This is a genomic window from Microbacterium marinum, from assembly GCF_014204835.1.
Taxonomy (GTDB): domain Bacteria; phylum Actinomycetota; class Actinomycetes; order Actinomycetales; family Microbacteriaceae; genus Microbacterium; species Microbacterium marinum.
In genome coordinates, this window is sequence record NZ_JACHMD010000001.1 from 1,142,312 (window position 1) to 1,155,518 (window position 13,207).

At 70.3% G+C, this 13,207-nt stretch carries 13 protein-coding genes; 6 read left to right on the forward strand and 7 right to left on the reverse strand.

The genetic code is table 11. The features are described 5' to 3' along the window. Positions 1-10: 10 nt before the first annotated feature. A complete protein-coding gene (locus BKA24_RS05445; RefSeq protein WP_246367031.1) occupies positions 11-283 on the reverse strand; it encodes a helix-turn-helix domain-containing protein in 273 nt (90 codons plus the stop codon). 98 nt (positions 284-381) lie between these two features. On the opposite strand from BKA24_RS05445, the gene BKA24_RS05450 reads away from it, so the two are divergent. From BKA24_RS05450 to BKA24_RS05460, 3 genes are read left to right on the forward strand one after another with little or no spacing between them, the layout of a single operon-like run. Beyond that, a complete protein-coding gene (locus BKA24_RS05450) occupies positions 382-1,011 on the forward strand; it encodes an SAF domain-containing protein (RefSeq protein ID WP_184215929.1) in 630 nt (209 codons plus the stop codon). Beyond that, positions 1,008-2,249: a CpaE/TadZ family protein gene (locus BKA24_RS05455; protein WP_184215931.1), complete on the forward strand. Its 1,242-nt coding sequence runs from the start codon at positions 1,008-1,010 to the stop codon at positions 2,247-2,249. The genes BKA24_RS05450 and BKA24_RS05455 overlap by 4 nt, the downstream gene beginning before the upstream one ends. A gap of 56 nt (positions 2,250-2,305) precedes the next feature. Next, positions 2,306-3,799 carry a histidine kinase N-terminal domain-containing protein gene (locus tag BKA24_RS05460; RefSeq protein WP_184215933.1) on the forward strand — a complete coding sequence of 498 codons (1,494 nt, stop codon included), beginning with the start codon at positions 2,306-2,308 and terminating at the stop codon, positions 3,797-3,799. 24 nt (positions 3,800-3,823) lie between these two features. Here the strand turns inward: BKA24_RS05460 and BKA24_RS05465 are convergent, their stop codons facing one another. Next, entirely contained in the window at positions 3,824-4,072 is a 249-nt protein-coding gene (locus BKA24_RS05465) for a WhiB family transcriptional regulator (protein WP_184215935.1), read from the reverse strand. A 220-nt stretch (positions 4,073-4,292) separates the two neighbouring features. Here BKA24_RS05465 and BKA24_RS05470 point away from each other — a divergent pair, with 220 nt between their 5' ends. Further along, complete coding sequence (locus BKA24_RS05470) at positions 4,293-4,703, forward strand: histidine kinase (RefSeq protein WP_184215937.1); 411 nt, start codon at positions 4,293-4,295, stop codon at positions 4,701-4,703. A gap of 7 nt (positions 4,704-4,710) precedes the next feature. Here BKA24_RS05470 and bcp read toward each other — a convergent pair whose 3' ends face one another. The 3 genes from bcp to aroA are packed head-to-tail and all read right to left on the reverse strand — an operon-like array spanning position 4,711 to position 7,562. After that, a complete protein-coding gene (gene bcp, locus BKA24_RS05475; RefSeq protein WP_184215939.1) occupies positions 4,711-5,175 on the reverse strand; it encodes a thioredoxin-dependent thiol peroxidase in 465 nt (154 codons plus the stop codon). Between the two features lie 36 nt (positions 5,176-5,211). After that, positions 5,212-6,249 (reverse strand): ribosome small subunit-dependent GTPase A, encoded by a 1,038-nt coding sequence (gene rsgA, locus BKA24_RS05480; RefSeq protein ID WP_184215941.1) that lies wholly within the window; start codon positions 6,247-6,249, stop codon positions 5,212-5,214. Next, a complete protein-coding gene (aroA, locus tag BKA24_RS05485) occupies positions 6,246-7,562 on the reverse strand; it encodes a 3-phosphoshikimate 1-carboxyvinyltransferase (protein ID WP_184215943.1) in 1,317 nt (438 codons plus the stop codon). The genes rsgA and aroA overlap by 4 nt, the downstream gene beginning before the upstream one ends. Before the next feature lie 45 nt (positions 7,563-7,607). Between aroA and BKA24_RS05490 the strand changes: the two genes are divergently transcribed. Next, on the forward strand, positions 7,608-8,261 hold the full coding sequence (locus BKA24_RS05490; protein ID WP_281385736.1) for a sigma-70 family RNA polymerase sigma factor: 654 nt from the start codon (positions 7,608-7,610) through the stop codon (positions 8,259-8,261). Further along, positions 8,258-8,503 (forward strand): zf-HC2 domain-containing protein, encoded by a 246-nt coding sequence (locus BKA24_RS05495; protein WP_184215947.1) that lies wholly within the window; start codon positions 8,258-8,260, stop codon positions 8,501-8,503. The genes BKA24_RS05490 and BKA24_RS05495 overlap by 4 nt, the downstream gene beginning before the upstream one ends. A gap of 18 nt (positions 8,504-8,521) precedes the next feature. Here the strand turns inward: BKA24_RS05495 and BKA24_RS05500 are convergent, their stop codons facing one another. Further along, complete coding sequence (locus BKA24_RS05500; RefSeq protein WP_184215949.1) at positions 8,522-9,424, reverse strand: diacylglycerol kinase family protein; 903 nt, start codon at positions 9,422-9,424, stop codon at positions 8,522-8,524. 11 nt (positions 9,425-9,435) lie between these two features. Beyond that, positions 9,436-13,149 (reverse strand): multifunctional oxoglutarate decarboxylase/oxoglutarate dehydrogenase thiamine pyrophosphate-binding subunit/dihydrolipoyllysine-residue succinyltransferase subunit, encoded by a 3,714-nt coding sequence (locus BKA24_RS05505; protein ID WP_184215951.1) that lies wholly within the window; start codon positions 13,147-13,149, stop codon positions 9,436-9,438. Positions 13,150-13,207: the final 58 nt, after the last annotated feature.

Sequence of the window (13,207 nt, forward strand, 5' to 3'; positions counted from 1 at the left end):
GCCGCGGAGGTCACTCCGTGCGCCGGCTGCCCCGTCCCCACAGCTCGGGGAAGCTCGCCGCGTTCGACTCGTGCCACAGCGCGTGACGGCGGGCGTTCTCCGCCTGGTCATCCAGGTAGTCCTCGACGCTCTGCGGCTCGATCCGCCACGCTCCCGGCGTGCCGAGCTTCGCGCCGCGCAGCCGACCGTCGAGGACGAGGGCGACGATCTCGTCGACCTCGAGCTGGAGCATCTCGGCGACCTGTGCGGGTGTCAGCATGCGCGAGTTCGGGTTTTCGGGCATGTCGCCATTATGGGCGCCGTCGGAGGGTGGGGCGCCGACGCACGCCGGGCTGTGGATAATCCGGGGCGAGGCCGAGCGTGCTCGGTCAGCATGTGGTCATGACCAGTCCTGAGTCCCTCCGGCCGCGGCCCCGGCCTTTCTGGGCCGACGCGCGATTCCTTCTCGGGATCGCCCTGATCGTGATCTCGGTGGCGGGCGTCTGGCTTGTCGTGGCGAGTGCGCGCCAGACCGCGCCGGTGTTCGCCGCGGCCCGGACGATCGTCCCAGGAGAGTCGGTGTCGGCCGATGACCTCCGCGTGGTGGAGGTGGCGCTCGGTGGCGCGGGCGACGTCTACGCATCGCCGACGTCGCTGGCGCCCGGTGCGGTGGCGACGCGGACCATCGAAGCGGGCGAACTCGTGCCGCGAGGTGCGATGGGAGAGGCGTCCGCGTCGACGACGACGACCGTCGTCATCGCGACGGTCGGTGACGTCTCGGCCACCGTCGCCCCGGGCTCGGTCGTGGAAGTCTGGGCGGCACCGGCGGCGGACCGCGGCGACTACGGCACGCCGCGCATCCTGGTCCCGTCGGCAACCGTGGTGTCGGTGTCACGTGACGATGCGGTGGTCTCGGGGACGCAGGTCTCGATGGAGCTCGTCATCCCGCGAGCCGACGTAGCGGCGACACTCACGGCGCTGGGCGACGGATCGGGCCTGTCCGTCGTCCCCGTGGCGGGGGCGACGCCGTGAAGGTCGTGATCGCCGTCGACGGGTTCGCCGGGGAGGAGCTCGCCGAGCGTCTTCGCCTCGACGGCGTGGAGGTCGGCACGGTCGTCGGTCGAACGGCGCCGTCGGCGGCGACGGCGGATGCGCTCTCGGCGCCCGAAGCCGCGGAGCTGCTCGCCGTGCTCGGACGCGCGGACGTCCTGCTGCTGGAGGGGCGGCCCGGTGCGCTCTCCGCGGAACTGATCGCTGCCTGTGACCGCTTCGCCGTGCGCATCGTCGCGCTGTGCGAGCGGACCTCGGATGCGCGCCGGGCCGCGTCTGTCGGGATCGACGTGCGATCCATCGACGACCCCGTCGCGAACCTGCTGAGCGCGGCGCCCGCACGGGACGATCCCGAACCCACGCGAGGGCGGGTGATCGCGGTCTGGGGTCCGCACGGCGCGCCGGGACGCACGACCGTCGCGATCGAGGTGGCCTGCGCTCTCGCGACGGGCTCCCGCCACGTCGCCCTCATCGACGCCGACTCGCATGCGCCATCGGTCGCGCTGGCAGCGGGCCTCGCAGATGAGGGGCCGGGCTTCGCCGCCGCGTGCCGCCAGGCAGAGCGTGGCGCGCTGACCGTCAGCGAACTCGCCCGTATCGCCGTCAGCGTCGGGGACGTCGACGTGCTGACCGGCCTGAACCGACCGGGTCGATGGCCGGAGTTGAGCGCGGCGCGCGTGACGGACGCACTGGAGGTGAGCCGGTCGTGGGCGGATGATGTCGTCGTCGACGTCGCGGCGTCGCTGGAGCGTGACGAGGAGATCGTGAGCGATCTCGTGGACGGGCCGCGTCGCAACGCCGCCACGCTCGCGTGCCTCACCGCCGCGGACAGTGTGGTGGCCGTCGTCGCGGCCGACCCGGTCGGGATCGCCCGATTCGTCCGTGCCTGGCCGGACGTGAGGGCCGCGATCGGCACAGTGCCCGTGCGGGTCGTCGTCAACAAGACCCGCTCATCCGTCCTCGGCATCGATGCGCGCGGCCAGATCCGGCGCACGCTCGAGCGCTATGCCGGGATCGGCGACGTGTCCTTCCTGCCCTGGGACCCGAAGGGGGTGGATGCCGCCATGCTCGCCGCCCGGCCGGTGGCGCACGCGGCTCCGCGGTCGGCCTTGGCCACGGCGGTCCGCCGAATGGTCACCGAGAACCTCTCGGCGCAGCCCCGAGCAGTCGTTCCCGAGCCGCGTCCGCGCGCTCTGCGGCGACTGGCGCGCGCCGGCTGAGTCTTCGGGTGGCACGGGCGAACGGGGCGGGTGGGCGCGCACTCTAGGGTGGAAGCGTGTCCACCCTCAGCGACCTCGTCTATGCCCAGGGCCGATCCCACGCAGCGGACGTCGAATGGCTCCACCGCCTCGCCGGCGACGGGCAGCTGCTGGCGGACCTCGCGTTCGCCGACATCGTCATCTGGGTGCCGACCGCAGACGATTCCTTCATCGCTGTCGCGCACGCCCGGCCCGGCGGCGCCGCCACGCTGTTCTATCGCGACATCGTGGGCGACCTCGTCCGGCCGCAGTGGCGCACGCAGGTGAAGGACGCCTTCACCCAGGCTCGTGTCGTGGACTCGGCGTCGCCCGACTGGTTCGAGGAGACGCCGACCCGAGTGCGTGCCGTGCCGATCGTGCGCGAGCGCGGCACGGAAGGATCGGCGCCGACGGTGATCGGCGTGCTCACCCGACACACCAACCTCGGCGAAGCACGGACGCCCTCACGGCAGCAGATCACCTTCAACGACTGCGCCGACGACCTGTTCGGCATGGTCGCCTCGGCCGACTTCCCCGACCTCACGGCGCCGACCTCGCCACGCCGGGGCGCGCCGCGTGCGTCGGACGGTCTCATCCGTCTCGACGTCGACGGCATCACGACGTTCGCCAGCCCCAACGCGCTCTCCGCCTTCAACCGGCTCGGGTTCGATGACGAGCTCGAGGGGGAGGCTCTCATCGAGGTGGCCACGGCGATCCTGCCGGCATCCCGCCAATTCGATGAGTCCCTGCCGATCGTGATGGCCGGCCGCGCGCCCTGGCGTGCGGACCTCGAGGCCCGAGGGGTGACCGTGTCGTTGCGCACGATCCCGCTGCGCGAGAACGGGAACCGGATCGGCGCGATCGTGCTCTGCCGTGACGTGAGCGAGATCCGTCACCAGGAGCAGGAGCTCATCACGAAGGACGCGACGATCCGCGAGATCCACCACCGCGTCAAGAACAACCTCCAGACCGTCGCCTCGCTCCTGCGGATCCAGGCGCGCCGCACGCACTCCGACGAGGCGCGGGACGCGCTCACGCAGGCGATGCGACGGGTGTCCGCCATCGCCGTCGTTCACGACACGCTGTCGGAGGGCCTCACACAGAGCGTGGACTTCGACGACGTCTTCGACCGGGTTCTCAAGCTGGTGGCCGAGGTGGCCGCCGCGCCCAACACGCGCGCGCGAACGCTGAAGACCGGAGCGTTCGGCACCCTGCCCAGCGAGTACGCCACCCCGCTCGCACTGGCGCTGACCGAGCTCGTCACCAATGCGGTCGAGCACGGCCTCGCCGACAAGGAGGGCGAGGTGGAGATCGTCGCCGAGCGCGATGAGGAGCGCCTCGAGGTGCGCGTGCGCGACACCGGCGTCGGTCTGCCCGAGGGCCAGGTCGGCCGAGGGCTCGGGACGCAGATCGTCCGGACGCTCATCCAGGGGGAGCTCAGCGGGACGATCGACTGGCACACGCTCGTCGGGAGCGGAACCGAAGTGACCATCGAGATCCCGATGCGCTACATCGAACGCAGCCGGGGCTGAGGGTGACGGCGGTGGGCCGGCGCGTCAGGAGGCGCGACGGGCGCGCGCAGCGCGGCGCTTGAGGGCGCGACGCTCGTCTTCCGAGAGTCCACCCCACACGCCCGAGTCCTGACCGGTCTCAAGGGCGTACTGCAGGCAGAGCTCGGTGACGGTGCAGCGGGCGCAGACAGCCTTGGCCTTCTCGATCTGGTCGACGGCCGGACCCGTGTTCCCGACGGGGAAGAAGAGTTCGGGGTCGACGGTCAGGCAGGCTGCTTTGTCGCGCCAATCCATAGCGGTGCTCCTAGGTGGGGATGGGAGGTCGGGATGTGCGACGCCGGGCGACGTCGACTAACCTGAGGTGGTGTGCGAGCTGATGCTCGCCCCACGGCGCTGTGGGAGCACACTTGCCCTCTCATAGTCCCATGCTCCGGCATGTGAATCAAGGGTTAACGGAGTATTTCGGCGCTTCGACGCGCCCAGCGGCGCAACCGGCGCCCGAGGAGGGGATCGGATGCGGACCACCGGCATCGAGAAGGCGGCGTCCGTCTACCTGGCACTCGAGGCTGTGGCCGTCCTCGCGCTGTCCACGTGGGAGATGCTCGCCCTGATCTCGGGCGACAGCGCCTCCGTGCCGAGCTCGATCGCCCTGCTCGTGCTCACGGTCGTCGCCGCCGCCGCCGTCGCCGCTTTCGCCGTCGTGGTCTGGCGCGGCGGCTCGTGGGGCAGATCCGGCGGCATCGTCGTGCAGCTGCTGATCCTCGCCGTCGCCGGCGGCACGCTCACCGGCCCCGACGCCGACGGTTCCATCGCGCTGGCCATCGCGGCGCCCGCCCTCGTCGGATTGGCGCTGCTCATCGCGGCATCCCGCGCCGCCGGCCCCCGCACCCGCCTCGAGACGGCGGCCGACGAGGACGAGGTCTGAGCGCTGCTCAGACGCCGAGTGCGGAGCGGATCCGGGCCACGTGGCCCGTGGCCTTCACGTTGTACAGCGCGTGGGTGAGGGTGCCGTCCTCGTCGATGACGAAGGTGGAACGGATCACACCCTCGACCACCTTCCCGTAGTTCATCTTCTCGCCCCAGGCGCCGTACGCCTCGTGGACGGCGTGGTCGGGATCGCTCAGCAGGTCGTAGGGCAGGGCGTCCCGCTCGCGGAACTCGCGGAGCTTCGCCGGCTCGTCGCGCGATACGCCGACCACCGTGTAGCCCGCATCGCGGAGGGGCTCGACGCTGTCGCGGAAGTCGCACGCCTCGGTGGTGCACCCGGGCGTCATCGCCGCCGGGTAGAAGAACGCGATCACCTTGTGTCCTCGCAGGTCGCTGAGGGCGACCGGGTCGCCGTCCTGGTCGACGAGGGCGAAATCGGGGGCGGGCTGACCTGGCTCGAGACGCGGCATCCGTCCAGTCTAGGCACCGCGCTCGGCGCCGAGCGCTCAGGCGAACGTCGCGAGCAGCCGCTGCAGGGAGTCCAGGCGCGCGGCGCCGCGTTCGCCGAGACGGCCCTCCGCTACGGCCTCGGCGAGCGCGCAGTCGGGCGCGTCGGGCAGGTGGGTGCATCCCCGCGGGCACTCCTGTGCGACCTCCGCGAGGTCGGTGTAGGCGCGGAGGATGTTCGCCGGGTCGACGTGTCCGAGACCGAACGAGCGGACGCCGGGGGTGTCGATGACCCACCCCTTCCCGGCCGGTCCTTCATAACGGAGCGACACCGCGGAGCTGGAGGTGTGGCGCCCGCGACCGGTGACCTCGTTCACGTGGCCGGTGGCACGGAGCGCGTGGGGGACGAGGGCGTTCACCAGCGTGGACTTCCCGACGCCGGAGTGACCGACGAAGACGGTCGCGTGTCCCGCGAGCCGCTCTCCGATGAGCTCTACCGGCATCGCCTCGTGCCCGCTCGTGAATACCTCCAGGTCGTCGAGACCCTCGAAGTGCGCGAGGAAGTCGGTCGGATCGGCGAGGTCGGTCTTCGTGACGACGAGGAGGGGGTGGATCCCGGCATCCAGCGCGGCGATCAGATAGCGGTCGACGAGTCGCGGGCGGGGCTCCGGATCGGCCGCGGCGACCACGATGAGCATCTGGTCGGCGTTGGCGACGATGATCCGCTCGACCTGATCGGTGTCGTCGGCGCTACGACGCAACAGAGAGGTCCGATCCTGGATGCCGACGATGCGGGCGAGCGTGCCCTCGTCGCCCGACGTGTCACCCACCACCCGGGCCACATCGCCGTTGACGATCGGCTGCTTGCGCAGTTCGCGCGCACGGGACGCGAGGATCTGGTGCTCGTCGGGACCGTCCTCGTCCACGAGGACGGTGTAGCGGCCGCGGTCGACGCCCAGGACGCGGGCGTTGCGCGCGTCGGCGTGCGCGGGCCGGCGCTTGGTCCGCGGACGGTTCGCCTTCGGGTTGGGGCGGACGCGGATGTCCGCCTCGTCGTAGTCGAGGTCGTCATCGTCGCCGTCGTCGAGCCAACTCACGCGAGCATGTCCGCCCACAGCTGCGGAAACTCCGGCATGGTCTTCGCCGTCGTGCCGATGTCGTCGACCTCGACGCCGGCGACCCGCAGGCCGATGACGGCGCCAGCGGTCGCGAGGCGGTGATCGTGGTGGGCACGCCAGAGGCCGCCATGCAGAGGACGGGGGATGACACGGATGCCGTCGTCGAGCTCTTCCGCTTCGCCGCCGAGCTCACGCAGGTTGCCGACCAGGGCGGAGATGCGGTCGGTCTCGTGGCCACGGATGTGGCCGATCCCGTGGAAGGTCGTGGGACTGTCGGCGAATGCGGCCAGGGCGAACAGGGTCGGCGTGAGCTCGCTGGCGGCCGACAGGTCGAGGTCGACCCCGACGATCCCCTCACCGGCGCTGACGGTCAGGGCGCCGCCGCGTCGGTGCGCGCGGGCGCCCATGACGGGGAGGATGTCGGCGAGCAGTGCGCCGGGCTGGGTCGAGTGCGCCGGCCAGCCGGGGATGGTCACCGAGCCGCCCGTGAGGACCGCCGCGGCGAGGAAGGGGGCCGCGTTCGACAGGTCGGGCTCGATGGCCACGTCCTTTCCGCGGATCGGCCCCGCCGGTACGAGCCACTCGTTCGGCGCGGGGTGCTCGACGTGGACCCCCCGACGGGCGAGGGCCTCGATGGTCATCTCGATGTGGGGGAGGCTCGGGAGACGCTCGCCCTCGTGGATGAGGCGGAGGCCGACGTCGAAGCGCGCCGCGGCCAGGAGCAGACCGGAGACGAACTGGCTCGACTGGCTCGCGTCGATCGTCACCTCGCCGCCGCGGAGGTGACCGTGTCCGCGGATGTCGAACGGGAGTGCCCACGTTCCGGCGTCGTCGATGTCGGCACCCACTTCGCGGAGCGCCTGGATCATCGCGCCCATGGGGCGGTGCAGGGCGGTCGAATGCGCCGTCACGTGGACATCGCCCACAGCGAGACCGGCGATCGGGGTCACGAAGCGCATGACGGTGCCGGCCTGCCCGCAGTCGATCGTGGTGCCGCCCGCGAACGTCGCCGGCGGGGTGACCTCGAGGTCGGGGCCGAAGGGGTTGTCGCCCGGAACGGTCTCGACGACGACGCCCAGGGCGCGCAGCGCGGTCACCATCCGGGCGGAGTCGTCGGAGTGCAGGGCGCCGGTGAGCAGGCTCGGACCGTCGGCCAACGCGGCGAGGACGAGCTCGCGGTTCGTGATCGACTTCGACCCCGGCACGGCGACGGTCGCCTCGACGGGCGCACCGGGCGTGGGGGCCTCCCACGGGGTGGGCGTCGGAGCGGGGGAATACGAGTCGGCGGTCATCGGTTCCAGCCTACTGAACCGCAGAACGAGCGCCGAAGGAGAGGGATGTTCGCGACGATTGACGTACCCCTGTCCGTCGACTCGCCAGACGTAGACTGGCGAGCGATGAACGATCAGGCGGCTGACGACCCGCGTACCCAGTTCGAGGAGCAGGCGCTGCCCTTCATGGACCAGCTCTATGCGGCGGCGATGCGTATGACGCGCAATCCCGCGGACGCGGCGGACCTCGTCCAGGAGACGTTCGTGAAGGCGTTCTCCGCGTGGGCGTCGTTCACGCAGGGGACGAACCTCAAGGCCTGGCTGTACCGCATCCTCACGAACACGTACATCAACACGTATCGCAAGAAGCAGCGTGAGCCCTATCAGGGCACGATCGACGAGCTCGAGGACTGGCAGCTCGGCGGCGCGGAGTCGACCACGGCCTCTTCGGCCCGATCGGCCGAGGCCGAGGCGATCGACCACATGCCGGCATCCGTCGTCAAGGACGCCCTGCAGGCTCTTCCCGAGGACTTCCGACTCGCCGTCTACCTGGCGGACGTCGAAGGGTTCGCGTATCAGGAGATCGCGGACATCATGAAAACCCCCATCGGAACGGTCATGAGCCGCCTTCACCGAGGCAGGCGGCAGCTGCGAGACCTGTTGTCCGACTACGCGAGAGAGCGCGGCATCGACGTGCCCGCCACGAGGAGTGCGAAATGACCGACTGCGGTTGCGACAAGGCGCGCAAGGACCTGGAGGAGTACCTGCGCAACGAAGTGTGCAAGACGGAGCACTCCGACATCACGGAGCACCTCGAGAAGTGCGAGGCCTGCCGGAATGAGGCGCTCGTGGCCACCACCCTCACCGCGGTCGTCGCCCGCGCCTGCAAGGAGACCGCTCCCGAGGAACTGCGCGACCAGGTGCTCAGCCGCCTGCGCGCGGAGCAGGCCACCCACCACTGAGCGGGTCCCCGCTTTCGCTCAGCGGGGGACGAACACGGTGAGTGCGCCCGGCTCCACATCGACCCGGAGGGGCAGCGAACCCAATGGCTCGCCGTCCGCATACGCGGTGACGCCGACCGCCCGGAGGGTCACGGCGGAGACGCGGTAGGTCGACACCTCGGGTTCGCCTGCATGAGTGCCGGCGTAGACCTTCCTCAGGAGTCGGAGCAGCCGCAGACGCCCGGCCGAGCGCACCAGGGTGACGTCGAGGAGACCGTCGTCCGGAGCGGCATCGGGACAGATCGGGATGCCGCCGCCGTACGAGCGCGTGTTGCCCACCGCCGCCACGAGCAGGTCCTCCGCGACGCGCACCGTGTCGCCGCCTGGGAGCTCGAGTTCGAGTTCGTAGGGGATCGCGCGCAGCACCAGGAACTCGCGCAGGATGGCGATCGTGTAGCGTAGGGGCCCGCGCGGCCAGCGCATCCGGTTCGCCCGGTCGTTGACCTTCGAGTCGAACCCGCTTGCGAGGACCGTGCTGAACCACGACACGCGACCGTCGGGTGCTGTGACCCGAGCGAGGTCGATGTGCCGAGAGGCGCTGCCGATCACGGCATCCGCGGCGGCGTCGGCGTCTCGGTCTCCGAGGCCGAGGGTGCGGGCGAGATCGTTGCCGGTCCCGGTCGGAACGACTCCCAGCGGGATGCCGGACCCGTGGAGCTCCCGGAGTGCGAGGCCGACCGTGCCGTCGCCCCCGGCGACGAGGATCCCGTCGCCCGGATCGCGGGAGAGCGCGCGGACGGCGTCCGCCGTGCCCGCCGCATCAACCGGTTCACACGTGCGAACGTCGACCCCCGCGCTCCGAAGCCTGTCGGCGACGCGCTGCGCGAGAGCAGACCCCGACCCGGCGGGCGCGGCGGGATTGACGATGAAGCCGACGCGCACCGGGATGCCGGTCAGAAGTGGAGGGACTGCTCGACGATCGCGGCCTGCTCGCGAGCGTGCACCTTGGGCGACCCGGTCGCCGTCGATGCGGCGGCGGCGCGCGAGATGCGGCGGATGGTGCGACCGTGGAGGTGCTTGACGACCTCGAGCGCGATGAAAGGCCACGCGCCCTGGTTCTCGGGCTCCTCCTGAACCCAGAACAGCTCCGCGTTCGGGTAGCTGTCGAGGATCGCGTTGAGCTCGTCGACCGGGGCCGGGTAGTACTGCTCCAGCCGCACGAGGGCCACCCGATCGTTCGGGTTCTTCTCGAGCTCGGCGACGAGATCCCAGTGGATCTTGCCGGAGTGGAGCAGGACGCGCGTGACGGCGCCGCGGTCGAGACCGCGCTGGTCGTCGATCACCGGCTGGAACTTGCCCTCGAGGAAGTCCTCGACAGGGCTCGTCGCGCTGCGCAGTCGCAGCATCGCCTTCGGCGTGAAGACGATCAGCGGGCGACGCGGGCGGGCGTAGGCCTGGCGACGCAGCAGGTGGAAGTACGACGCCGGCGTGGAGGGACGGGCCACCGTCATGTTGTCCTGCGCGCACATCTGCAGGTACCGCTCGATCCGGGCCGAGGAGTGGTCGGGTCCCTGGCCTTCGTAGCCGTGGGGAAGCAGGAGCGTGACGCTGGACTGCTGGCCCCACTTCTGCTCGGCGGAGGAGATGAACTCGTCGATGACCGACTGCGCACCGTTGGCGAAGTCGCCGAACTGCGCCTCCCACAGGGTGAGGGTGTCGGCGCGCTCCACGGAGTAGCCGTACTCGAAGGCCATCGCCGCGTACTCGCTGAGGAGCGAGTCGTACACGTAGAAGCGACCCTGGTTCTCGCTGACGTTCGACAGCGGCAGCCATTCCTGGCCGTTCGTCCGGTCGTGGAGGACCGAATGGCGCTGCACGAAGGTGCCGCGCCGCACGTCCTGGCCGGCCAGGCGCACGTTCGATCCCTCGGCGAGGAGCGTGCCGAAGGCGAGCAGTTCGCCGAAGCCCCAGTCGATCTTGCCGTTGCGGCTCATCTCGTGACGCTTGTCGAGCAGCTGCTGGAGCTTGGTGTGGACCGTGAAGCCCTCGGGCTTGTTCACGAACGCATCGCCGATGCGTTCGATCAGCGCGCGGGCGACACCGGTCGTGTCGGGCTCCCCGGCGACAGGAACCTCCGGCGTCTCCTCGGAGACGATCGGCGAGGTGCCGGTCTGGGCGGCGTGCGTCTCGGCGAAGGCGATCTCCAGACGGTTCTGGAAGTCCTGCTTGGCCTTGTCGTACTCCTCCTCGGTGATGTCGCCGCGACCGACGAGCGCCTCGGTGTAGAGCTTGCGCACCGAGCGCTTCGCCTCGATGAGGTTCGTCATGAGGGGCTGGGTCATCGAGGGGTCGTCGCCCTCGTTGTGACCACGGCGCCGGTAGCAGACGAGGTCGATGACGACGTCGCGGTTGAACTCCTGCCGGTAGCGGAAGGCCAGCTCGGCGACGTGGACAACGGCTTCGGGGTCATCGCCGTTCACGTGGAAGATCGGCGCCTGGATGGTCTTCGCGACGTCGGTGGCGTAGATCGAGGACCGGGCGTCGAGGGGGAGCGTTGTGAATCCGAGCTGGTTGTTCACGACCACGTGGATGGTGCCGCCGGTGCGGTAGCCGCGCAGGCGCGACATCTGCAGCGTCTCCATCACCACGCCCTGGCCCGCGAAGGCCGCATCACCGTGGACGAGGATCGGCAGCCACGAGAACGAGCCGATGGGCAGGCGGTCCTGCTTCGCGCGGACGATGCCCTCCAGCACGCCGTCCACCGTCTCGAGGTGGGACGGGTTGGCGGCCAGGTAGACCGGGAGTTCCTCGCCGCCGTCGGCCACGAAGGTGCCCTGCGTTCCGAGGTGGTACTTGACGTCGCCGGAGCCGCTCTTGGAGCCGATGGCGACGGAGCCCTCGAACTCACGGAAGATCTGGCTGTAGGTCTTGCCGGCGACGTTGGTGAGGACGTTGAGGCGGCCACGGTGCGCCATGGCGATGGCGGCGCCGTCGAGTCCGATGCCGGCTGCGCCCTGCAGGATCTGGTCGAGGAGGGGGACGAGGGACTCGCCGCCCTCGAGGCTGAAGCGCTTCTGCCCGACGTACTTGGTCTGCAGGAACGTCTCGAAGGCCTCCGCCTCGTTCAGCTTGCCCAGCACACGCAACTGCTCGTCGTGAGTGGGCTTCTGGTACTTGACCTCGAGGTTCGCCTGGAACCAGGCGCGCTGCTCGGGATCCTGGATGTGCATGTACTCGATGCCGATCGTGCGGCAGTACGAGTCGCGGAGGATGCCGAGGATGTCGCGCAGCTTCGAGGTGCGCTTGCCGCCGAAGCCGTTCGTGACGAACTCGCGGTCGAGGTCCCAGAAGGTCAGACCGTGGTTCTCGATCTCGAGGTCGGGGTGGGTGCGCTGGACGTACTCGAGGGGGTCGATGTCGGCCATCATGTGGCCGCGGACGCGGAACGAGTTGATGAGCTCCTGGACCCGGGCGGTCTTGTCGACCCGCTCGGCGATGTCCACCTTGATGTCGCTCGACCACCGGATCGGCTTGTACGGGATGCGGAGGGCCGCGAAGATGTCCTCGTAGAAGTCGTTCTGGCCGATCAGGAGCTGGTGGACGATCTTCAGGAACTCGCCGGAGCCCGCGCCCTGGATCACGCGGTGGTCGTACGTGCTGGTCAGCGTGATGGTCTTGCCGATGCCGAGTTCGCCGAGTGTCTTCTCGCTCGCGCCCTGGAACTCGGCCGGGTAGTCGAGGGCACCGGCGCCGATGATGCAACCCTGCCCCTTCATGAGGCGGGGGACGGAGTGGACCGTCCCGATGCCGCCGGGGTTCGTGAGGGAGACGGTCGTCCCCTGGAAGTCGGCGGCGGTGAGCTTGTTGCCGCGGGCGCGGCGGACGAGGTCCTCGTAGGCGGCGAGGTACTCGCCGAAGGTGAGGGACTCGGCGCGCTTGATGCTCGGAACCATGAGCGCGCGGGTGCCGTCGGGCTTGGGCAGGTCGATCGCGATGCCGAGGTTGATGTGCGCGGGCGCGACGACCGACGGCTTGCCGTCGACCTCGGCGTAGAACACGTTCTGGGTCGGGAATGCCTTGAGCGCCTGGATCAGCGCCCACCCGATGATGTGGGTGAAGCTCACCTTGCCGCCGCGCGTGCGCGACATGTGGTTGTTGATGACGATGCGGTTGTCGATCATCAGCTTCGCGGGCACCGTGCGGACGCTCGTGGCCGTGGGGACGGTCAGCGACTCGTCCATGTTCGCGGCGAGGGTCTTGGGGAGTCCGCGCAGGGGGGTGACCTTGTCTTCACCGGCTGCCTGCTCGGACGCGGGCGCCGACTTCGGTGCCTCGGCGGGGATCGGCTGCGGCGCGGCGGGGCGGGCGGTCGTGCGGGCCACGGGCTGGGCGCCGGAGGCGGCCTCGGCCTTGGGGGCCGCGGCATCCGCCTTCGGGGCTGCCGTCTCGGCCTTCGGTGCAGGGGTGTCCGCCTTCGGCGCGGCCGCCGGGGTGGATGCCGCCGGGGTGGAGCCCTCAGGCGTGTAGGCCTCGAGGATCGGCCACCACTCCTTGTCGACGGAGTTCTTGTCGCGGCTGTACTGCTCGTACAGCTCGGCGACGAGCCATTCGTTGGCTCCGAACTCCCCGTCGTTCGTAGTTCCCACGCCGGTCGCCTGACTGGACACGGATCCGCCTGCTTTCGTCGTTGACGTTCAGAATGTGCGGAGCCCGCGCGGCCACGCG

What these genes read in the sequence shown, in the direction of transcription:
- BKA24_RS05470 (WP_184215937.1), top strand. Translation starts at nt 4,293, where the DNA reads ATGCGGACCACCGGCATCGAGAAGGCGGCGTCCGTCTACCTGGCACTC.
- bcp (WP_184215939.1), bottom strand. Translation starts at nt 5,175, where the DNA reads ATGCCGCGTCTCGAGCCAGGTCAGCCCGCCCCCGATTTCGCCCTCGTC.
- BKA24_RS05490 (WP_281385736.1), top strand. Translation starts at nt 7,608, where the DNA reads ATGTTCGCGACGATTGACGTACCCCTGTCCGTCGACTCGCCAGACGTA.
- aroA (WP_184215943.1), bottom strand. Translation starts at nt 7,562, where the DNA reads ATGACCGCCGACTCGTATTCCCCCGCTCCGACGCCCACCCCGTGGGAG.
- BKA24_RS05445 (WP_246367031.1), bottom strand. Translation starts at nt 283, where the DNA reads ATGCCCGAAAACCCGAACTCGCGCATGCTGACACCCGCACAGGTCGCC.
- BKA24_RS05495 (WP_184215947.1), top strand. Translation starts at nt 8,258, where the DNA reads ATGACCGACTGCGGTTGCGACAAGGCGCGCAAGGACCTGGAGGAGTAC.
- BKA24_RS05465 (WP_184215935.1), bottom strand. Translation starts at nt 4,072, where the DNA reads ATGGATTGGCGCGACAAAGCAGCCTGCCTGACCGTCGACCCCGAACTC.
- BKA24_RS05450 (WP_184215929.1), top strand. Translation starts at nt 382, where the DNA reads ATGACCAGTCCTGAGTCCCTCCGGCCGCGGCCCCGGCCTTTCTGGGCC.